The organism is Pseudomonas sp. HP_12, assembly GCF_055283955.1.
Window position 1 is genome coordinate 306,161 of the sequence record NZ_JBTOQG010000012.1, and the last position, 19,698, is coordinate 325,858.

A 19,698-nucleotide genomic window follows, 5' to 3' on the forward strand; every position below is an offset into this window, starting at 1 on the left:
GATGTGTTCAGCGAAAAGTCCCGGGAGCGCTGAACAACAGTGGGGTCTGCCTCGCGGGCCGTGCGTGCAGACATTCACAGGTGAATAATTGCGGTCGCTCGATAACGTACCCCTGAGCGTAGTCCACACCGATTTCCAATAACGCCTGCTCTATCTGGGGGCTTTCGACGAACTCGGCGATCGTCTGTTTGCCCATTACGTGCCCGATATGGTTGATCACTTCCACCATCGCCCGGTTGACCGGATCGTCGAGCATGTCTTTTACGAAACTGCCATCAATCTTCAGGAAGTCCACAGGCAAGTGCTTCAGGTAAGCGAATGACGACATGCCTGCACAGAAGTCATCCAGAGAGAAACGGCATCCCAGACTTTTAAGTTCATTGATGAACCGAATGGCGCTGCCCAAATTGGCGATCGCACTGGTTTCGGTGATTTCAAAACAGATAAGTTCAGGAGGGATTGCGTAGATCTGGAACTGCTGTCGCAAATACTCAAGAAAGGCGTCGTCGCCAATGCTGGTCCCGGACAGATTGATCGCACACACGGCCATCGGCCCTTTGCCGTGTCCGGACTTGAGACAGTCGGCGATGATCATGAAGACGTGCTGCACGACCCAGCGGTCCAGGGTGGTCATCATGCCGTAGCGCTCGGCGGCGGGGATGAAACTGTCCGGCAGGATCATGCGCCCGGACTCGTCGCGCAGCCGCAGCAGAATCTCGATATGGCCAGGGCCTTGCACGGCGTTGCGGCCCAGTGCTGCAATTTCCTGGGAGTACAGACAGAAGCGGTTGTCTTCGAGGGCCATGTGCAGGCGCTGAATCCAGGCCATTTCGCCAAAGCGGGTGGACAGATCAGAGTCGTCGTCGTGGTAGACCTGAACCCGGTTGCGGCCCTTTTCCTTGGCCATGTAGCAGGCCATGTCGGCGGCGCGCAGCGAGGTCTCCAGCGTGGTCGGGACATCGTCGATGTGCACCAGACCGATGCTGACGGTGGTGACAAACGGCCGGCCTTTCCAGACAAAGTGCAGGCTTTCCACGGTTTGCCGCAGGCTTTCGGCCACGCGCTCAGCGGCCTCCGGCGCACAGTGTTCGAGAAGGATGCCGAACTCGTCGCCCCCAAGGCGCGCCAGCGTATCGCCTTCGCGCACGCCCTGCTGCAGCAGTGTGCAAATGTGCCGCAGCAGCTCATCACCCGCGGCATGGCCGCTGGTGTCGTTGACCAGCTTGAACTGATCGAGGTCAAGGAACATCAATGCATGCTGCGCCGGCTGCTCGGCCAGGCCGTTGAGGGCCAGTTCGAGGCGGTATTCGAACTCGCGGCGATTGGTCAGTCCGGTCAGCGCATCGTGGGTCGCCTGCCAGGACAGGTTGGCGATGTACTGACGCTCCTGGGTCATGTCGTGCAACACCAGCACGGCGCCACTGACCTTGCCTTCGGTGCGGATCGGCGAGCCGACCAACGCGACCGAAACGGTACTGCCGTCCAGGCGCTGAATCAGTCGTGAGCTTTCACTGCCGCCGCCCAGATTGCCACTGAGCATGCGCTCGATCAGGGTCGAGGTGTCTTTCTGATCGTTCTCGTCGAGCAGGCTGAACAGCGCGGCCAGCGGCAGACCGGCCGCCTGCTCGTTCTTCCAGTGGGTCATGAGCTCTGCGGCGGGGTTCATGTAGACGATGGAGCCGTCGACATCGGTGGTGATGACGCCGTCACCGATGGACTCCAGGGTGATCTGCGCGCGCTCTTTTTCCGCCTGCAGCGCGATCGCAAAGGCGTGGCGCTGCTCCAGCAGTTTATGGGTGCGCAGCAGCGCAAGGATGATCAGGCACAGCGCCGTGGCGAGGTTGACCACCAGCAGAATCCGCAGGATGACCCGCGAGCCCTCCCCCAGTGCGTCGCTGAAAGCCATGGCCGCCGGCGTGACGCCTTCGTTGATGGCGCTGATGCGCTGGCGCCAGCCCAGGACTTCACTGTTGGTGACGTTGCCTTCCTGAATCCGGGCGTGCATTTCACGGGCGACTTCATCGAGCTGCACGAGATAGTTGTCACCGACCTTCCACAGGTCGATGGCCTTTTCCAGGTAGCTGAAGTGCTGGAAGTTCAGATAGAGCCAGATGATGCTCTGCGCATCGTCGGGATGGTTACCCCCCTGCAGAATCCCGGCCTTGGCGCGCACGATGTCGGGCACCGGCTGATCCATCGCCAGGCGCAAGTCATGCCCGCCCTGGGGAATGGCGATCGCCTGCTGGTATTTCAGGTAGTTGATGTCGTCGCGGCTGTTGGCGTAGAGATTCAGATAATAAATGGCGTCTTTCTGGCCCTTCGACCACAGGCTCTCACCGCCGATGTAGCTGCGGACCGCGGACATCATGTACAAGCTGACGCAGCCGAGCAGTGCCTGTAACAGCACAACAGCGATAAACGGCCAGACGATGCCCAGAAGACGAGGCTTCCCGAGGATCCGCTTTTGCTTCATGGTGTCCCTTTGATCAGCACTGCCAGATTCTCAGCCCCCCCACGCCAGGCAACCTTCCTGGAGCCTGAGGGACTTCGCTAATTCCACGACGCAGCAGACAATCTCTCACATCTTTTACAAGACGTAACCAGCCAATTGGGTGCGAAGACGTAAATATGACGCTTTTCACATTTTCGGTAAGTGCCTGAGCAAGCATAGCCCAAGAATTGACGTGCTCCAGTGGCAATACGCTATTGCGTACTGCCCCGTAGCTCGCCCGGTCGTATCACACCTGTTGCAGGTGTCCATAGAGCCTAGCGTAGAGCCCGCCGTCTGCAATCAATTGCTGATGATCCCCGTCTTCGGCGATGCGCCCGCCATCGAACACCAACACGCGATCGGCCTGTTTCACCGCTGACAGCCGGTGGGCGATGATCAGCGTCGTGCGGCCGCTGAGGAAACGGTTCAGGGCCTGGTGAAGGTTGTACTCGGTGGCGGCATCCAGCGCAGAAGTGGCCTCGTCGAGAATCACCACCTTGGGGTCGGCCAGCACCATGCGCGCGATGGCCAGCCGTTGGCGCTGGCCGCCGGAGAGGCGAACCCCCGAACGCCCGACCACGCTGTCCAGCCCCAGGGGCAGCGCGCGGATCGTCGCATCCATCTGAGCGATTTCAAGCGCCTGCCAGCAGGCGTTGTCATCCTGCTCGCGGCCCATAAGAAGGTTGGCGCGGACGGTGTCGTTGAACAGCGCCGGGTGCTGCAACACCACCGCGACGTTCTCGCGGACGGTGTCCAGGCCGATCTCCTGCAAGCTTGAACCTCCGAAACGAATGACCCCGGATCGGGCGGTGTACAGGCCAAGGAGCAACTGAACGAGCGTGCTTTTGCCGCCGCCGCTGGCCCCCACGATCGCGACTTTTTCGCCGGGATTGATCGACAGGTCCAGCTGATCGAGGACCAGCTCGTCGTTGTAGCCAAAGCTCAAACCGCGCACGTCGATGCTCACCGTCTGCCGCCCCACGAACGGATTGGTCTGTCCCGGGTACTGAGGCTCGTCCGCGCGGGCCAGCAGTTCATTGATGCGGGTCAGGGCGCCGCCGGCCGCGTAATAGGCGTACTGCAGATTCAGCAGTTGTTCGACCGGCCCGATCATGAACCACAGGTAGCTGAACACTGCGAGCATGTGGCCGATGGACAGGTCGGAGAACAGCACCGTGAGCATGGCGGCAGCGCGGAAGATGTCGATGCCGAATTGAAACAGCAAGCCGCTGGCGCGGCCCGACGCGTCGCTTTTCCACTGGGATGACACCGCGTAATCGCGCACTTCCCGGGCGCGCAGGCCGAGCAAACCGAGGAAATAGCCCTGACGGTTGCTGGCACGGATTTCCTGAATGGCGTCGAGGGTCTCGGTGAGCGCCTGGGTGAAACGCGAGGTGCTGTCGTTTTCCAGCTTCTTTAGGTGTTTGACGCGCTTGCCGAGTTTCACCGTGGCGAACACCACCAGCGGATTGAACAGCAGGATCAGCAGCGCCAGTTGCCAGTGCATCCACATCAGGATCGCAGCGGTGCCTGTGAGGGTGAGCATCGCTACAAGGAACTTGCTCAGCGTCTCGCCGACGAATTTGTCCACGGTGTCCAGATCCGTCACCAGATGCGCGGTGACGGTGCCGCTGCCCAGGCTTTCGTATTCGCTCAGCGAAATGCGCTTGAGCCGTTCGATCAGGCGCGTGCGGATGCGGTAGACGATGTCCTTGGCCAGCCCGGCAAACAACCGCGCCTGAATCACGTTGAAGACCAGCGCGCCCAGTCGCAGGCAGAGTGTCGCCACCAGCATCAGCCCGATGTAGCCAACAGGCTTGTGCAGGCTGTCGGGCAGGAACTGATCCATGAAGATCAGCGCCGAATTGCCTTTGCCCAGCAGCACTTCATCGACCAACAAGGGCAGCAGCAGCGGGATCGGCACCGAGCAGAGGACCGCCAGGACAGCGACACCATTGGCCACCCACAGCGCCTTTTGGTGCTGCAGGACGAGGCGGCGGATCTGCGCCCAGTTCAGGCGATCACCGGCCAGACGCTCATGTGCCGATGCGGCGCTACTGCGATGTTCCAGGTCGGAGACGTCAGGCACTGGCGTTGCGCTCCAGCCAACGACCCAGCAAAGGCCCGAGGACATCGAGGGGTTGATAGCCGTTGGTCAGCAGCGCCAGTTGGCCATTGCGCTCAGCGAGCAGCGTCGGAAAGCCGGCAATCCCCAAGTCCTGAACCCAGGAGAAATCCGACGCGGTCGCGGTGTGCTGTTCGACGCTGTCGAAGGCTTCGGCGAATTCGATGCGCGGCAGGCCGGCTTTTTCCGCCAGCTCCGCCAGCACCGAGCCGTGGGTGACGTCGCGGCCATGAAGATAGAAGGCCTGCTGGATTTCTTTGACCAGCCGCCAGGCGACGTCCGGCGCCAGGCTGCGCGCCGCAACGATGGCACGGCAGGCCGGCGCGGTGTCGTAGACGAAACCGTCGGGCAAGGCGCCGTCGAAACGGAATGCCTGCCCCGTGGCGTCGTGCACCGCTTGCCAGTGTTCGAGAATGTAGCGTTTGGTCGTCGGCTCCAGCGCCGCGCCACTGCCGGTGCGCAATCCGCCCACCACCAGATGCAACGGCACCCCCGCCGCTGCCGCCTGCTCGACCAATGCTTCGGCCACCGGAGAAAACCCCCAGCACCACGAACACATCGGGTCCATCACATACAGCAGGCGGGTGGACATGGCTCAGGCCTCGTTGTTTTGAGTTTCAGTCGCCTGGCCGTCAAGCGCACGGTAATTGCGACCGATCGGGTGCGGCTGATTGCGCGCCTTCGCCAGTTCGATCTGCTTTTGCCGGTCGATGGCGCTGCGGCGGGTTTTCTCGCTCAGCGAATCCCAGCAATGCGGGCAGCTGACGCCCGGCGAATAATGTTCGCTGGCACGGTCCTCTGCGCTGATCGGCGTGCGGCAGGCATGGCATTGATCGTAGTCGCCTTCGGTCAGGTCGTGACGCACGGTGACGCGATTGTCGAACACGAAGCAGTCGCCCTGCCAGCGGGTTTCTTCCTGGGGCACTTCTTCCAGGTATTTGAGAATGCCGCCCTTGAGGTGATAGACCTCTTCGAACCCTTCGCCAAGCATGTAGCTGGAGGCCTTCTCACAGCGAATGCCGCCGGTGCAGAACATCGCGACCTTCTTGTGCCTGGCCGGATCGAAATTCGCCTTGATGTAATCGGGAAATTCACGGAATGAAGTGGTCTTGGGGTCAATCGCGCCTTCGAAGGTGCCGATCGACACCTCGTAATCGTTGCGCGTGTCGATCAGCAGCACTTCAGGGTCGGCGATCAGCGCGTTCCAGTCCTTGGGGTCGACGTAAGTGCCGACGGCCTTGTTCGGGTCAACGCCCGGCACGCCCAGGGTCACGATCTCTTTCTTGAGTTTGACCTTGGTGCGGTAGAACGGCTGCTCGTCGCAGTACGATTCCTTGTGGTCGATGTCGACCATGCGCGGGTCTTTCTTCAGCCAGGCCATCAAGCCGTCGATGCCCTCGCGGCTGCCGGACACCGTGCCGTTGATGCCTTCTTCGGCGATCAGCAAGGTGCCTTTGATGCCGTTGTCGACCATCGCCTGCAGCAGTGGCTCGCGCAGTGCGACGTAATCGGAAAGGGTGACGAATTTGTACAGCGCCGCGACGACGATGGGTGCGGGTTGGGTCATGTGGCGTCTCCAGGTGGTGACCCTCGCAAAGGGCCTACCGGGTGAATGATTCAGATGAACGCGTGCCGACCGGGCAACGCGGCGCGGATTCTATCAAGAATCGAACGTGGGCAGGCAGGAGGGTTGATCAATCGCCTCATCACCCCGTCCACCTGCCGGGAACATCGGCCTGAGCGTCACGGACTAAATGACATCGCTTGCCCACCCCCACAGGAACAAATCCCATGCATATTCTTCACCTTGCCAGCTCTCCCCGCGGCGATCGCTCTGCCTCTCTCAGACTCGCTGCGCGCTACCTCGAGACCCTGACCTCGTTGCACGCCGACGCCACGGTGGATGTCCTGGACGTCTGGACGACCGATCTGCTGCCCTTCGACGGTGCCGCGCTGGAGGCCAAGTACGCCGATCTGCAAGGCGTGCAGATGAACGCCGAGCAACAGGCGGTGTGGGAGCAGATCCACACATTGGGCGAGCGCTTCCATCGCGCCGACGTCATCGTTTTCAGCGTGCCGATGTGGAATTTCGGTATTCCTTACCGCCTCAAACATCTGATCGACGCCGTGTCGCAGCGGGGCGTGCTGTTCGATTTCGACGCTCAGGGCATGCGCGGTCTGCTCAAAGGCAAGAAAGTGGTGGTGTTCGCGACACGTGGGGTAGCGCTTGGGGAGGACTTCCCCACAGAGGACTACGATCATCAGGTCGCTTACCTGAAAACCTGGGCCCGGATGGTGGGTATTCCGGCCATCGATGCAGTGATCTCGGAAGCCACCCTCGCGGATGCGACGACGGCGGAGAAGAATTTCAACGCGGCGCTGGCGCAGGCCTCGAAGCTGGCTGCCGACCTGACATGAACGCCCGTCAAATCAGGGGGGCATTCGTACCTAACGAATGTTAGGTAGCCTATTGACCGAGGCGGTATTCAAGCCTAAGGTTGGCCTACCTAACAACCGTTAGGTTAAAAATCTTCCATCACAGGACAGCGCCATGACGACCAGACTGCAGCTATTCACCTCTCCTTCGGCGTTCCCCAATCCCCAGCGGCTACGGCTGTTCATGCACGAAAAGGGCATCGCCGATCAGTTCGATGAAACCATCTATGACATGGCGCCCGGAGGCGAGCAGCGCGGCTGGCGTCACTTGAATATGAATCCATGGGGAGAAACCCCTACGCTGCAGTTGGCGGATGGCAGCTTTATTTCCGAAACACCGGCCATTGCCCGTTTTCTCGACCAGTCTTATCCCGGCCGCAAGATCATGGGCGAAACCGCGCTGGAGCAGGGCCTGGACAACATGTGGGATAACCGCATCTGGGTGCATATCCTTTATCGGATCGTCACGGCTTTTCACGTCTTGCACACCGGGCTGGGCTTCAAGCTGGAGCTGACAAAGAATGAGGCATGGGGTGAGCACTGCCGCAAAGAGGCACTGATGCATGCTGCTTTGGTGAATCGTCATCTGGCCGACGGTCGCGAATGGCTGCTGGGCGGCGCCGAACCCACGTTTGCCGATATCACGCTGGCCACCGCCATTGCCTTTTCCAAATTTCCGGTAAACGCCACTCCGCTGGACGAGCGCTTCGAGCACCTGGACAGCTACTGGCAGCGCTGGCAGAAACGTCCGGCTTTCCAGGCCGCCTACGCCGATCGCAGCAGTGGCATACCGGAACTGGATTCGCCTTCCGCGTGATCCGACTGGATGGGCACGTCATGATCTGAGAGGACGAGGGCTGGAGCTTTTGCTTTAAGATGGCCGGCTCCACTGCAACTCGTCCGACCCATGAAAGGCACGACAATGAGCATCAACGCCCGCGAGGCCATACTCCTGGCTGCCCGAAACATTGCCCAGTCACAGGGTTACAACGGCCTGAATTTTCGCGACCTGGCCCATGAGGTTGGCATCAAGGCCGCCAGTATCTACTACCACTTTCCGAGCAAGGCCGATCTGGGCATTGCTGTCGCCAAACGATACTGGCAGGACGGTGCGGCCGCATTGGAAACGCTCAGCGAGCAGACGCCGGATCCGGTGGAGGCATTGCGCCGATTCCCCGAAATTTTTCGTCGCTCGCTGGAGGCCGACAACCGGCTGTGCCTGGGAAGTTTTGTAGGGGCTGAAGCCGATAATCTTCCCCCCGCAATGGTCAAGGAGATGCAGGCTTTCGCTCAGGTGAACGTTGAATGGCTGAGCCGACTGCTCGTCTCGGCGAAATACTGCGAGGAAGCCGACAGCGACATCCGCGCGCGCGCCATTTTCTCGGCCGTCGCGGGTGCGCAACTGATCGCGAGAAGCACATCAGACATTTCGGTTTTCGACACGCTGATTGAAGCCTACCGTGCCTATGGTCCCCTGCCGGCGTAACAGTCGCTTGCCTCCCGAAGAAGGCTGAACACCTTCTTCGGGCGGCGCGCGTCAGTCGTGCCCACCCGCACAGGTCGGGGAAGACGGCGCGGCGCTGAGCTTCGCCCATTCTTCCGGGGTGTAGGTGTGCAGCGCCAGCGCGTGGAACTCACCCATCAGGCCACCGAGCAGGCCATAGACCTTCTGATGACGCTTGACCGCGTTGAGGCCGGCGAACTGCTCGCTGACCACCACCGCTTTGTAGTGAGTGTCCGTGCCGCGACTGTGCATGTGGCTTTCATTGAGCACCTGGAGGTACTCGGGCTGAAAGACCGTCAACGCGGATTCGATTCGCTGTTGCATGCTCATGTCAGGCTTCGCTTATGGCTTCTTGGCAGGAGCGGCCGGTGCAGCAGGCTTGGCGCCAGCCGGGGTCAGTTCCTTGGTCATGTCGGCGAGCAGCTTGTTGACCACAGGCACCGCGCTTTCCAGTTTGCTCTGGGTCAGCTGGAACGACTGCTGGCTGATCTGCGGCATCTTGGCCTGGACTTTCTGGCCCAGTGGAGACTGGTAGAAGGCAACCAGATCTTTCAGCTCGCTTTCGGTGAAGTTGGAGGTGTACAGCTTGACCATGTCAGGCTGCAGCTTTGGCCAGCTGATCACCTGATCCAGCGCGGCATTGGCCTTGCCCTGATAGGTTTCGAGGGTGACTTGCTTGGACGCAGGTGCTTTGGTTTCAGCGAAGCGCTGAGCGAACATCTGCTGGACTTGCATGTAAACCGGCGCACCCAGTTGATCGGCGTGAGCCAGTTTGAGGAACGCTACAGCACTGGCTTCATGGCTGGCGGTATCGGCAAGAACCTGGCCGCTGGCACATACCAGAGCAACCGCAGCACAAATGGCACGAAGACGGGTCATCGAGTTTCCTTATCTAGCAGGCGAGGCAGAACCCCAAGGCCGGCCATTCTGCGCCCCTTTGCGCATTTCCCTCAACCCCTGACCCTACGAGCGGTTATCCCGCGGACCTGACGCACTCGCGCGCATGAAGGTTTAGGGCGACCAGTCCGGGGCTTTTGTCGCACACTGTCCGCACCTGTTCCGACCGCACAGCAGCCACGGGGAACCCCACCGGCTCCCCGGTTACTAAACTGCGCAAATCGATCTTAAGGAGAGAGTCCAGTGAGCCGTACCGAAACCGACAGCATAGGTCCGATCGAAGTCCCCGAAGACGCTTACTGGGGGGCGCAGACGCAGCGCTCTCTGATCAATTTCGCCATCGGCCAGGAACGCATGCCGCTGCCGGTATTGCACGCGCTGGCGCTGATCAAAAAAGCCGCCGCCCGGGTCAACAACCGCAACGGCGACCTGCCCACCGACATCGCCAACCTGATCGAGCAGTCCGCCGACGAAGTGCTGCAGGGCCAGCTCGACGACCAGTTTCCTCTGGTGGTCTGGCAGACCGGCAGCGGCACGCAAAGCAACATGAACGTCAACGAAGTCATTGCCGGCCGTGCCAACGAACTGGCGGGTGGCGTTCGCGGCGGCAAATCGCCGGTTCACCCCAACGATCACGTCAACCGCTCGCAAAGCTCCAACGACTGCTTCCCCACCGCCATGCACATCGCGGCCGTGCAAGCAGTTAAAGAGCAACTGCTGCCGGCCATCGCCGAACTGGCCACCGGCCTCGCCGAGCAGTCTTCGCGGCACATGAAGCTGGTGAAAACCGGCCGCACGCACATGATGGACGCCACACCGATCACCTTCGGCCAGGAGCTCTCGGCTTACGTCGCTCAGTTGGACTACGCCGAAAAAAGCATTCGCGCCGCGTTGCCGGCCGTGTGCGAGCTGGCCCAAGGCGGCACCGCCGTCGGCACTGGCCTGAACTCGCCCCATGGATTCGCCGAAGCGGTGGCCGCCGAACTGGCTGCGCTGTCCGGCCTGCCCTTCGTCACCGCGCCGAACAAGTTTGCCGCGCTGGCCGGGCATGAGCCGCTGACCGCGCTGTCCGGCGCGCTGAAAACCCTCGCCGTGACCCTGATGAAGATCGCCAACGACCTGCGCCTGCTGGGTTCCGGCCCCCGCGCGGGCCTGGCTGAAGTAAAGCTGCCAGCCAACGAGCCAGGCAGCTCGATCATGCCGGGCAAGGTCAACCCGACCCAGTGCGAGGCGCTGTCGATGCTGGCGTGTCAGGTCATGGGCAACGACACCACGATCACCTTCGCCGCCAGTCAGGGCCACTTGCAGCTGAACGTGTTCAAGCCGGTGATCATCCACAACCTGCTGCAATCGATCCGTTTGTTGGGCGATGGCTGCCGCAACTTCAACGAGCACTGCATCGCAGGCATGGAACCGGATGCCGCCAAGATGGCCGAGCATCTGGAACGCGGCCTGATGCTGGTGACCGCGCTGAACCCTCACATCGGCTACGACAAATCGGCGCAGATCGCCAAGAAAGCCTACAGCGAAGGCCTGACCCTGCGTGAAGCGGCGCTGCAACTGGGTTTCCTCACCGACGCCGAGTTCGACGCATGGGTGCGCCCGGAAAAGATGCTCGAGGCCGGCAGCAATGGCTGAACCCATCAGCGGCGCCACGCCACTGGAAGGCTACGGCAAACGCATTCTGATGATCATCGGCACGCCGAAAAGCATCAGCCTCGGCCACGCGCTGGGCGAGGCTTATGCCCAGGGCGCGCGGAGCAAAGGTCATGTGGTGCGGGTGCTCAAACTTGACGAGATGGATTTCGACCCGGTGCTGCGCGGTGGCTACGAATCCGCCCAGACACTGGAACACGATCTGCTTGAAGCCCAGCGCGAGGTGCACTGGGCCCAGCATCTGGTGTTCGTTTATCCGGTCTGGTGGGGCGGTTTGCCGAGCCTGCTCGGTGGATTCTTCGACCGGGTGTTCATGCCCGGTTTTGCCTTCAAGGCCCATGGCAGGCATCACCCCTCCAATGAGCTGCTGAAGGGCCGAACAGCAGAATTGCTGGTGACAATGGACACGCCGTCGCGTTATTTTCGCTGGGTCTTCAAGGCCCCTGCCCACCGGCAGATGGTCAGGACGATCCTTGAGTTCGGTGGGATCAAGACCATACGGCTGACGGAGTTCTCGCCGGTACGCACCTCTACCGAAGAGCAGCGTCAACAGTGGATTCGCGACGCCGAGGCGCTGGGCAAACGCTGAAACCCGAGGCCCGCACCGCCAGGCAGGTTGCTGCGGGCTCGCACGTTGATGGAACCGTTAAGAACGCTACTATTCAAATGCTCTGACTTACCCTGTGGCGACACTTGTCGCCCACCCAGATCACTCGCGTACCGACCTAATGCCCGGAGAAGGCCATGTTAAGCAAGCGTGAACAAGATCCAGCTCCCACCGTACGTTTTCGCAGCGACCGCGTATCCCGCGTCAATGGTCTGTATTTCTTCAGCACCCGGGAAAACACCCTCGAGGGTCCATTCATGAGCAAGGAAGACGCTGCTCGGGAAACCGAGGTCTATGTCAGGCGCATGCAGGCCGCCAGCGCGTATCAGCCAGGCATGCCCTCCTCGCTCAACGGCTGACTCATCCCGCCTTTACGAATGATTGCGGCGAAAAGTTTCCTCGCCCATTGCTGCGATCTGTCCGTCGATCAGTGCATCGAAGGGACGCAACAAGCCATCGAATGACGTTTCCGGCTCCAGCGTGTGCAGCGCATGGACGATGGCCTCGAGTGTCGACAACGCCTCGGGGCCCGGTGCTTTGCGCAATCGGTAGCGCGACGCTGGCGCGTCGGTCAACACCACTCTGGGCAGCGCCGCCAGCAGCGGATTAAGGTGCAGCAGCTTGCGCGCCTTGCGCCAGGTGCCATCGGGTACGACGAGCAGCACGGGTGCATCGTCGACACGGTTAGCCTTCAGCGAAACAGCCTCCTCCCCCGGAAACAGCAAACACGCTTGGTAACCGGGCTGGCTCAGCCATTGCGGCAGATCCTCGAACACCTCCCCCACCTGCAATTCCGCATTCGTCAGGCCTAGTGCTGCCAGGCGCGCCGTGTTGAGCGCGTGATTGACTTCGCTGGGGTGCTGCAGGATCAGCACGCGCGTGCGGCTGCCCAACGCAGGAATCAGCGCACACAGGCAGTGATCGGTCGGACGCAGGCAGCGTTCGCAGCGGGCACGGGACATTGTCGGTTTCCTACAGTGGATTGAGCTGCGCTTTCAGCAGATCGCGAAAGGTCTGGATCAAAGGCTCCCGGCTGCGTCCGCGACGCAGGATCATCGAAAACGGTGCCTGATAGCCAAAGGTCGCCGGCAGCAAGACGCGCAAGTGCCCCGAATCCACCCACGACTGGGCGTAGTGCTCGGGCAAGTAACCGATGTAGGCGCCGGACAAAACCAGAATCAGCTGCGCTTCCATACTCTCGACGGTCGCGGCGCTGTGCTTGAAGCCGTGGCGGGCGAGCTCGGCCTGGCTCCAGTAGCCGCGCCCGACCATGCGTTGTTGGGTGATGACCGGTTCCGGGATGCGCCGTTCGGCATACAGCGCGTGGCGATTGCTGCAATACAGCCAATGCTGCTCGCGGTACAGCGGCTGATAGAGCAGGCCGTTCATGCGGGTGGAGAACGAGCCGATCGCCAGGTCCAGTCGGTTGTCCAGCACGCCCAGCTGCAATTCATAGGGGCTCATCACGGCCAGGTGCAAATGCACGGCTGGATGCTCCGCACTGTAGGCGCCGATGACTTCCGCAAAGGGCAAAGCGCGGTCACTGACCGTCGAGTCCAGCACCCCCAGGTTAAGCGTGCCGCGCAGCTCGCCCTTGAGCGCAGCCGCGTAGAGTTCGAAGCCTTCCAGCTCGCCGAGCAGGCGCAGGGTTTCCTGATGAAACAGCTCGCCCTTGCTGGTCAGGCTGAACCCGCCGCGCCCGCGATGACAGAGCACGATACCCAACGCCGCTTCGAGCTGGCTCATGTAGGTGCTGATCGCCGACGTCGACAGATTGAGTTCCTGCTGAGCACTGGCAAAGCCCTGATGGCGCACCACGCAGGCAAAGATGCGCAGCAATTTGAGGTCGGGGAGCGCGCTGGCCATGGTCGTTCCAGGGTGGGTTTTGCGCGCAGCTTACCCGATACTTCAGGAAAATCTGAACTAAGTATTTCGCCTGGCCGATTGTTCGCGGCTGGCGCGGTAACCAGAATCGGGGCCATGCTGGAAGCCCGCTTCCGCCCCTTTTGATTACCACCGATGAGGCATTCCCGTGGACAAGATTTTCCATCAACCACTGGGCGGCAACGAAATGCCGCGCTTCGCCGGCATCGCCACCATGATGCGCTTGCCGCACCTGCAAACCGCGGCCGGGCTGGACGCGGCCTTTGTTGGCGTGCCGCTGGACATTGGCACGTCACTGCGCGCCGGCACCCGTTTCGGCCCGCGGGAAATCCGCGCTGAATCGGTCATGATTCGCCCCTACAACATGGCCACCGGCGCCGCCCCTTTTGATTCGCTTTCCGTGGCGGACATCGGTGATGTGGCGATCAACACCTTCAACCTGCTGGATGCGGTGCGCATCATCGAAGAGGCCTACGACGGTTTTCTCCAGCACGACATCATCCCGCTGACCCTCGGCGGCGATCACACCATCACGTTGCCGATCCTGCGCGCCATGAAGAAGAAGCACGGCAAGGTCGGGCTGGTGCACATCGACGCCCATGCGGACGTCAACGATCACATGTTTGGCGAGAAGATCGCCCACGGCACGACGTTCCGCCGGGCGGTGGAGGAAGGTCTGCTGGACTGCGATCGCGTGGTTCAGATCGGTTTGCGCGCCCAGGGTTATACCGCTGAAGACTTCAACTGGAGTCGCAAGCAGGGGTTCCGGGTGGTCCAGGCCGAGGAATGCTGGCACAAGTCGCTGGCGCCGCTGATGGCCGAAGTACGCGAGAAGGTGGGCGGCGGTCCGGTGTACCTCAGTTTCGACATCGACGGCATCGACCCTGCCTGGGCACCGGGCACTGGCACACCGGAAATCGGCGGGCTGACCACAATTCAGGCAATCGAGATCATTCGTGGGTGCCAGGGGCTGGACCTGATTGGCTGTGACCTTGTTGAAGTCTCGCCGCCCTATGACACCACCGGCAACACCTCGCTACTGGGCGCGAACCTGCTGTATGAAATGCTCTGCGTGCTGCCGGGTGTGGCGCACCGCTGACAGCGGGCGTGGATGCTTCGCTGTTTAGTGGGACCGGCTTCATCCGGGAAAGGCCCGTCCGAGTGCCCTCAATTTTCGCGGCGTGACGACTGAGGCTTTCCCGGCTAAAGCCGGTCCCTCAATGAGTGCCCTGCATCGGGCGCGCCGCTCCTCCATTGCGCGCCAATACAAAAATCTCCCCACACCTGTCATTCCCCTTCCGCGAACTTGGGCTAGCCTTAATGCGACACCGTCGGCGTTGTGCAACGCAGCGCGGGTTTTTCAGGGTGGTTGCTTTTGGGGATTCCTGCCACAACCCTCTGTATTTTGATGCTGGGGTGATTACCACTTAAATCAAAGCAGAGGCCTGCCATGAAGCGGAGCGAAGTCAGACAGCATGTGATCGACACGATCGGAAAGATCCTGGTCGACAAGACCCTCATTCAGGAAGAAGACGACGTGATGCTAAGTGCGCTTGAGCTGGATGAAGAAGACTTCAGAGAGTTCTTCTCGATTCTGCAAAGCGACTTTGGCATCGTCCTGCCCAACCAGATCAAAGCCGATATTGCAGGGATGTCAGCACATTCACCCAATGGCCAACTGACCGTGCAGGGCCTGGCCGACCTGATTCTCGTCGAGATGAAACGCAGAACTCATCACTGAGCCGCAGATGGGATCGATTTAGAAAAGATAGTGAGGCGAGCTGGGTGTTTGACCGAACGGTCGGAGGAAACAGAGCGGGCTATCGGGCGATAGCGCCGCTTTTCAGCGCGCCTGGCGAAGAGCGCTTAGCGCCGTGGACGACGACGCTCATCATCATTGCTGCGCACGGGAATGGGTTGCAGCTTTGGCTTTTCGATCAACCCGAGCGCGACGCCTACATCGTGAAGCCATTCTTGCAATTTGCTGTTCATATAACGCCCCCTTCAGGGAAATACTCGGCAGCCAATGTCCGAACTGCTTAGAGCAGATCATAGTGCTAAGGCGCACTTTACGCCTGCTACCGAGTGTCGCGGCAGGAATTTTTTGCCTTACATGACGTTATGACACTGCAAATCGCACATTCGAAGACTTCACGCGACAAACGGCAGGGCGGTCAACCGGCGCCCACAGCCGTGAACGCCGCACATTCATGGGCCTGGCGGCGTCTGGCGAACAGATAGAACAGCCCGCCGCCAAGGAAATATCCTGTAAACCATGCGAAGTTGGCCATCGGCTGCAACGCCGGGACGAAGGTGATCGCAATGCCCGCCCCCGTCGCCAGGATCAACGCCTTGACCGCCGTGTAGTTCACCCCGCCTGTGTACCAGTAGCGCCCGGTCGGGCCATCGTTGAACAACGCATCGACGTCGATCTGCTGCTTCTTGATCACGTAATAGTCCACCAGCAAGATGCCGAACAGTGGCCCGATGAACGCCGCCAGCACGTCCAACGTGTAATGGATGACGGCGGGGTTGTTAAACAGGTTCCAGGGCGTAATGAAGACCGACGCCACTGCCGCGATCATCCCGCCTGCACGCCAGCTGATCTTGCTGGGGGCGACGTTGGCGAAGTCGAAGGCCGGTGACACGAAGTTGGCGACGATGTTGATGCCGATTGTGGCGGTCACGAAGGCAAACGCGCCGAGCAGTACTGCAACGTCGTTGTCGATGCGGGCCACGGTGGCGATCGGGTCATGGAGCATCTCGCCGAACACCGGCAGCGTTCCCGAAACAATGACGACGGTGACCAGCGAGAACGCCAGAAAGTTGATCGGCAGGCCCCAGAAGTTGCCGCGACGCACTTCAGACATGCTCCGGCAGTAGCGACTGAAATCGCCAAAATTGAGCGTAGGACCCGAGAAGTAGGACACCACCAGGGCCGTGGCCATGATCACTTGGGAGAACGCTTCCCAGCCGGTCAGGGATTTCTCGGAGAGGGTGAAGCTGATGTTGGCCCAGCCCGCTTTCCAGACAATCCAGCCCGCCAGAATGAACATCACGGCGTAGACCACGGGGCCGGCCCAATCGATGAACCGGCGGATCGAATCCATGCCGGTCCAGAACACCGCAGCCTGTACCACCCAAAGCGCCAGAAAGCCCATCCACCCGAGGTAGGACAAGCCGGCAAAGTGCGGTTCTGCGTAGACCGACATGTGTGGGAAAAAGCGCAGCACTACGATGATCAGCGCGCTTGAAGCCAGGTACGTCTGCACTCCGTACCACGCCACCGCGATAAGGCCGCGAATCACTGCAGGAATATTCGCACCGAACACGCCGAAAGCGAGACGGCAGATCACCGGGTACGGCACCGCCGCCTGCTGACTGGGCCTGGCCAACAGGTTGGCGATCACCTGAATGATGCAGATGCCCACCAGCAGCGCGATCAGCACCTGCCAGCTCGCCAGCCCGAGGGCGAACAGGCTGGCGGCGAAGACGTAGCCGCCCACGCTGTGCACATCACTCATCCAGAACGCAAAAATGTTGTACCAGGTCCACTTCTGCGGCACGGGACCCAGGTCCTCGTTGTACAGGCGGGGGCTGTAGCCCTTGGGCAATGGCTCGGTCATCGCATTTCTCCCTTAAAGGACGAACCGGCTCCCGACGTCACATGTGCACACACTGCGTACGGGAGCGAGTGTGGGTTGTATACGAAGCGAGAGGCAGAATGCGTGCCATTGCGGACCAAAACCGCTGGCAAGGCGCCAAAACAGCGGGTTTCCAGCAACCGAAGACACCGAAATTTTAGATTTCAAAACGGGGGATTGCAGATGCCGCGCCTGCCCGCAGTGCACCGTGACCAATGTCGGTGCGTTTTCATGGGGCAGGAGACGGGCAAAAGGGAGAGGAAAAATGTGTATACGATCACCGCGAGCTTTGTTCCAACTTATAAGCCCGCGTGCTATCGCATCCTCGTAAGAAACAGTCCCGATTCACTCGGGCAAATGCGCCAGTCCATCCGGGTCAGTCATCGCCCGCTCCAGCAGATCCGCCGGCAGACTCTTGCTGGCCCGCGCACCGAGCAGCTTGAGCTGTTCGCTGCGGCTAACCAGATTGCCGCGCCCCTCGACGAGCTTGTTGCGCGCGGCGCCGTAAGCCTTGTCCAGCTGCTGAAGACGGTTGCCGACCTCGTCCAGGTCCTGGATGAACAGCACGAACTTGTCATAGAGCCACCCTGCCCGCTCGGCGATCTCCCGGGCATTCTGGCTCTGCCGCTCCTGCTTCCACAGACTGTCGATGACCCGCAGCGTCGCCAGCAGCGTGGTCGGGCTGACGATCACGATGTTGCGATCAAAGGCCTCCTGGAACATGTTGGGCTCGGCCTGCAACGCCGCAGAGAACGCCGCTTCGATCGGCACGAACAGCAAAACGAAATCGAGACTGTGCAGCCCTTCAAGGCGTTTGTAGTCTTTGCCGGACAGGCCTTTGACGTGATTGCGCAGGGACAGCACGTGCTGCTTCAGCGCCGCCTGGGAAATCACCTCATCGTCGGCCGACACGTACTGCTGATAGGCCGTCAGACTGACCTTCGCGTCGACAACGACCTGCTTGTCGCCGGGCAGCATGATCAACACGTCAGGCTGGAAGCGCTCGCCGTCGGGGCCCTTCAGGCTGACCTGAGTCTGGTATTCGCGGCCCTTTTCAAGACCGGCATGCTCGAGCACCCGCTCCAGAATCAGTTCGCCCCAGTTGCCCTGGGTCTTCTGGCCCTTCAGCGCACGGGTCAGGTTGTTTGCCTCATCGCTCAGGCGCAGGTTGAGCTGCTGCAAGCGCTCCAGCTCCTTGCTCAGAGAGAAACGTTCGCGGGCTTCGTTCTGGTAACTGTCTTCGACGCGCTTTTCAAACGACTGGATGCGTTCCTTGAGCGGATTGAGCAACTGCCCCAACTGCTGCTGGCTGGTCTCGGCGAAGCGCTGTTCGCGCTCATCGAAAATCTTGCCGGCCAGCTCTGCGAACTGCGCACGCAGCTCGTCGCGGGAGCCCTGCAGATCGGTGAGGCGTTGCTGGTGACTGTCCTGTTGTTCGCGCAGCTCGGCGCCAAGGGATGCGCACTGGGCGTCCAGTCGGCGCAGCTCGGCCTCTCTGGCGGTCCGTTCGCGGCCCCAGTCTTCCTGGGCCTCGCGCGCGCCCTCATGCTGCTGGCGCAGCAGCTCCACTTCCCGGCGCAGTGCTGCGAGGTCCGCCTGCTTCACCGCATTAGCCTGGGCGAGATCGCTGATCTCGTCGCGGCTGGCATCCAGCTGAGCATTGAGCCCATCCTGCGCCATCTGAGCGTTACTCAAACGCTCGTCGAGCAACGCGGCGTCCGCCTCCCGTTGCGCCAGGCGCCGCTGCAACTGCCACGCCAGCCCCAGCAAAGGCACCGCCGCCACCGCCAATCCCAGCAACAGGCTGGTTAACTCAAACACCATAAAATCCAGACTCCGACATTCAGGCAGGCAGCATTATGCGCAGAAGCGAGCTCGACGTCCCATCCGGATAAACCAGTGCCAGACCAAGACAAAAATACGAGCGAATGCTTCAGAAGCAGCGTGGTAGAGCCAGCGCTTGGGACAATCCACAGAACCTGTGGATAACTCAGTGGACAACACCCCTTAAGCTCTCGCAAACGCACGTAGAATGGGGCCTGCGTTCAAACTGACGATTTTTTCACCAGCGTAAAAAAACGATGGTTTTCATTGACTTAATAATTCGTTGCATTAAATCAAGCGGTTAGCGGACGACGTGACAGTGACATGACAGATACCTTTCGCAATGTGCACAAGTGAATTTCGTCTGTACATAAGCCGGTTTCCATAGTCATGGCATTCGCTCAAAATTCGCGGAAATAAGGCATGGGGCCACCCTTCTCGCTCCATATGCTGTAGTCTTTTTCGCCCCGCGTTATGCCGCTTAGCTAACCTATTGCAAGTCAGCGCTTGCGTTGTTCCTGGAACTCCATTAGCATCGCCGCCGTTAGTACCAAGCTGAAAGTCAATTCTGATCGAACAAATCCCCCAATCCAGGTCCGCCAACTGAGCGAACGGATTGAAAACAGGGAT

The 19,698-nt window shown here is 60.7% G+C and carries 19 protein-coding genes; 8 read left to right on the plus strand and 11 right to left on the minus strand.

Going from position 1 to position 19,698, the window contains the following annotated elements:
- Positions 1-7: 7 nt before the first annotated feature.
- From ACYASU_RS11390 to trhO, 4 genes are all read right to left on the minus strand, one after another.
- On the minus strand, positions 8-2,473 hold the full coding sequence (locus ACYASU_RS11390; protein WP_346626521.1) for an EAL domain-containing protein: 2,466 nt from the start codon (positions 2,471-2,473) through the stop codon (positions 8-10).
- A 265-nt stretch (positions 2,474-2,738) separates the two neighbouring features.
- Entirely contained in the window at positions 2,739-4,625 is a 1,887-nt protein-coding gene (locus ACYASU_RS11395) for an ABC transporter ATP-binding protein (protein WP_463582851.1), read from the minus strand.
- The gene (locus ACYASU_RS11400; protein WP_192172951.1) at positions 4,573-5,175 is read right to left on the minus strand and encodes a DsbA family protein; all 603 of its coding nucleotides are present in this window, start codon (positions 5,173-5,175) and stop codon (positions 4,573-4,575) included. The genes ACYASU_RS11395 and ACYASU_RS11400 overlap by 53 nt, the downstream gene beginning before the upstream one ends.
- A gap of 36 nt (positions 5,176-5,211) precedes the next feature.
- On the minus strand, positions 5,212-6,183 hold the full coding sequence (gene trhO, locus ACYASU_RS11405; protein ID WP_346626519.1) for an oxygen-dependent tRNA uridine(34) hydroxylase TrhO: 972 nt from the start codon (positions 6,181-6,183) through the stop codon (positions 5,212-5,214).
- A gap of 224 nt (positions 6,184-6,407) precedes the next feature.
- Here trhO and ACYASU_RS11410 point away from each other — a divergent pair, with 224 nt between their 5' ends.
- From ACYASU_RS11410 to ACYASU_RS11420, 3 genes are all read left to right on the plus strand, one after another.
- Positions 6,408-7,034, plus strand: a complete 627-nt coding sequence (locus tag ACYASU_RS11410) for an FMN-dependent NADH-azoreductase (RefSeq protein WP_463582852.1) — start codon at positions 6,408-6,410, stop codon at positions 7,032-7,034.
- Positions 7,035-7,167: 133 nt separating this feature from the next.
- Entirely contained in the window at positions 7,168-7,869 is a 702-nt protein-coding gene (locus tag ACYASU_RS11415; protein WP_346626517.1) for a glutathione S-transferase family protein, read from the plus strand.
- Between the two features lie 105 nt (positions 7,870-7,974).
- Positions 7,975-8,538, plus strand: a complete 564-nt coding sequence (locus tag ACYASU_RS11420) for a TetR/AcrR family transcriptional regulator (protein ID WP_463582853.1) — start codon at positions 7,975-7,977, stop codon at positions 8,536-8,538.
- A gap of 51 nt (positions 8,539-8,589) precedes the next feature.
- On the opposite strand, the gene ACYASU_RS11425 is transcribed toward ACYASU_RS11420, so the two are convergent.
- Positions 8,590-8,886, minus strand: coding sequence for a BolA family protein (locus ACYASU_RS11425; RefSeq protein ID WP_463582854.1), 297 nt, complete (start codon positions 8,884-8,886; stop codon positions 8,590-8,592).
- 12 nt (positions 8,887-8,898) lie between these two features.
- The gene (locus ACYASU_RS11430; RefSeq protein WP_463582855.1) at positions 8,899-9,435 is read right to left on the minus strand and encodes a DUF2059 domain-containing protein; all 537 of its coding nucleotides are present in this window, start codon (positions 9,433-9,435) and stop codon (positions 8,899-8,901) included.
- A 261-nt stretch (positions 9,436-9,696) separates the two neighbouring features.
- On the opposite strand from ACYASU_RS11430, the gene ACYASU_RS11435 reads away from it, so the two are divergent.
- From ACYASU_RS11435 to ACYASU_RS11445, 3 genes are all read left to right on the plus strand, one after another.
- On the plus strand, positions 9,697-11,091 hold the full coding sequence (locus ACYASU_RS11435; protein WP_463582856.1) for a class II fumarate hydratase: 1,395 nt from the start codon (positions 9,697-9,699) through the stop codon (positions 11,089-11,091).
- On the plus strand, positions 11,084-11,698 hold the full coding sequence (locus ACYASU_RS11440; RefSeq protein ID WP_463582857.1) for an NAD(P)H-dependent oxidoreductase: 615 nt from the start codon (positions 11,084-11,086) through the stop codon (positions 11,696-11,698). The genes ACYASU_RS11435 and ACYASU_RS11440 overlap by 8 nt, the downstream gene beginning before the upstream one ends.
- A gap of 155 nt (positions 11,699-11,853) precedes the next feature.
- Positions 11,854-12,075, plus strand: coding sequence for a DUF6316 family protein (locus tag ACYASU_RS11445; protein ID WP_192172835.1), 222 nt, complete (start codon positions 11,854-11,856; stop codon positions 12,073-12,075).
- A 12-nt stretch (positions 12,076-12,087) separates the two neighbouring features.
- Here ACYASU_RS11445 and ACYASU_RS11450 read toward each other — a convergent pair whose 3' ends face one another.
- Both ACYASU_RS11450 and ACYASU_RS11455 read right to left on the minus strand, forming a co-directional pair.
- Positions 12,088-12,678, minus strand: coding sequence for a tRNA-uridine aminocarboxypropyltransferase (locus ACYASU_RS11450; protein WP_463582858.1), 591 nt, complete (start codon positions 12,676-12,678; stop codon positions 12,088-12,090).
- A 10-nt stretch (positions 12,679-12,688) separates the two neighbouring features.
- Positions 12,689-13,582 carry a LysR family transcriptional regulator gene (locus ACYASU_RS11455; RefSeq protein ID WP_282367551.1) on the minus strand — a complete coding sequence of 298 codons (894 nt, stop codon included), beginning with the start codon at positions 13,580-13,582 and terminating at the stop codon, positions 12,689-12,691.
- Positions 13,583-13,748: 166 nt separating this feature from the next.
- On the opposite strand from ACYASU_RS11455, the gene speB reads away from it, so the two are divergent.
- Both speB and ACYASU_RS11465 read left to right on the plus strand, forming a co-directional pair.
- Positions 13,749-14,699: an agmatinase gene (speB, locus tag ACYASU_RS11460; RefSeq protein WP_463582859.1), complete on the plus strand. Its 951-nt coding sequence runs from the start codon at positions 13,749-13,751 to the stop codon at positions 14,697-14,699.
- 351 nt (positions 14,700-15,050) lie between these two features.
- The gene (locus tag ACYASU_RS11465) at positions 15,051-15,341 is read left to right on the plus strand and encodes a hypothetical protein (RefSeq protein WP_463582860.1); all 291 of its coding nucleotides are present in this window, start codon (positions 15,051-15,053) and stop codon (positions 15,339-15,341) included.
- Between the two features lie 125 nt (positions 15,342-15,466).
- On the opposite strand, the gene ACYASU_RS11470 is transcribed toward ACYASU_RS11465, so the two are convergent.
- The 3 genes from ACYASU_RS11470 to ACYASU_RS11480 all read right to left on the minus strand — a co-directional run bounded on the left by ACYASU_RS11470 (position 15,467) and on the right by ACYASU_RS11480 (position 18,954).
- On the minus strand, positions 15,467-15,592 hold the full coding sequence (locus ACYASU_RS11470) for a PA1414 family protein (RefSeq protein WP_122535674.1): 126 nt from the start codon (positions 15,590-15,592) through the stop codon (positions 15,467-15,469).
- 182 nt (positions 15,593-15,774) lie between these two features.
- On the minus strand, positions 15,775-17,226 hold the full coding sequence (locus ACYASU_RS11475) for an NCS1 family nucleobase:cation symporter-1 (RefSeq protein ID WP_463582861.1): 1,452 nt from the start codon (positions 17,224-17,226) through the stop codon (positions 15,775-15,777).
- Positions 17,227-17,589: 363 nt separating this feature from the next.
- Complete coding sequence (locus tag ACYASU_RS11480; protein WP_463582922.1) at positions 17,590-18,954, minus strand: DNA recombination protein RmuC; 1,365 nt, start codon at positions 18,952-18,954, stop codon at positions 17,590-17,592.
- Between the last annotated feature and the right edge of the window lie 744 nt (positions 18,955-19,698).

What these genes read in the sequence shown, in the direction of transcription:
- ACYASU_RS11390 (WP_346626521.1), bottom strand. Translation starts at nt 2,473, where the DNA reads ATGAAGCAAAAGCGGATCCTCGGGAAGCCTCGTCTTCTGGGCATCGTC.
- ACYASU_RS11395 (WP_463582851.1), bottom strand. Translation starts at nt 4,625, where the DNA reads ATGTCCTCGGGCCTTTGCTGGGTCGTTGGCTGGAGCGCAACGCCAGTG.
- ACYASU_RS11400 (WP_192172951.1), bottom strand. Translation starts at nt 5,175, where the DNA reads ATGTGTTCGTGGTGCTGGGGGTTTTCTCCGGTGGCCGAAGCATTGGTC.
- trhO (WP_346626519.1), bottom strand. Translation starts at nt 6,183, where the DNA reads ATGACCCAACCCGCACCCATCGTCGTCGCGGCGCTGTACAAATTCGTC.
- ACYASU_RS11410 (WP_463582852.1), top strand. Translation starts at nt 6,408, where the DNA reads ATGCATATTCTTCACCTTGCCAGCTCTCCCCGCGGCGATCGCTCTGCC.
- ACYASU_RS11415 (WP_346626517.1), top strand. Translation starts at nt 7,168, where the DNA reads ATGACGACCAGACTGCAGCTATTCACCTCTCCTTCGGCGTTCCCCAAT.
- ACYASU_RS11420 (WP_463582853.1), top strand. Translation starts at nt 7,975, where the DNA reads ATGAGCATCAACGCCCGCGAGGCCATACTCCTGGCTGCCCGAAACATT.
- ACYASU_RS11425 (WP_463582854.1), bottom strand. Translation starts at nt 8,886, where the DNA reads ATGAGCATGCAACAGCGAATCGAATCCGCGTTGACGGTCTTTCAGCCC.
- ACYASU_RS11430 (WP_463582855.1), bottom strand. Translation starts at nt 9,435, where the DNA reads ATGACCCGTCTTCGTGCCATTTGTGCTGCGGTTGCTCTGGTATGTGCC.
- ACYASU_RS11440 (WP_463582857.1), top strand. Translation starts at nt 11,084, where the DNA reads ATGGCTGAACCCATCAGCGGCGCCACGCCACTGGAAGGCTACGGCAAA.
- ACYASU_RS11445 (WP_192172835.1), top strand. Translation starts at nt 11,854, where the DNA reads ATGTTAAGCAAGCGTGAACAAGATCCAGCTCCCACCGTACGTTTTCGC.
- ACYASU_RS11450 (WP_463582858.1), bottom strand. Translation starts at nt 12,678, where the DNA reads ATGTCCCGTGCCCGCTGCGAACGCTGCCTGCGTCCGACCGATCACTGC.
- ACYASU_RS11455 (WP_282367551.1), bottom strand. Translation starts at nt 13,582, where the DNA reads ATGGCCAGCGCGCTCCCCGACCTCAAATTGCTGCGCATCTTTGCCTGC.
- ACYASU_RS11465 (WP_463582860.1), top strand. Translation starts at nt 15,051, where the DNA reads ATGAAGCGGAGCGAAGTCAGACAGCATGTGATCGACACGATCGGAAAG.
- ACYASU_RS11470 (WP_122535674.1), bottom strand. Translation starts at nt 15,592, where the DNA reads ATGAACAGCAAATTGCAAGAATGGCTTCACGATGTAGGCGTCGCGCTC.
- ACYASU_RS11475 (WP_463582861.1), bottom strand. Translation starts at nt 17,226, where the DNA reads ATGACCGAGCCATTGCCCAAGGGCTACAGCCCCCGCCTGTACAACGAG.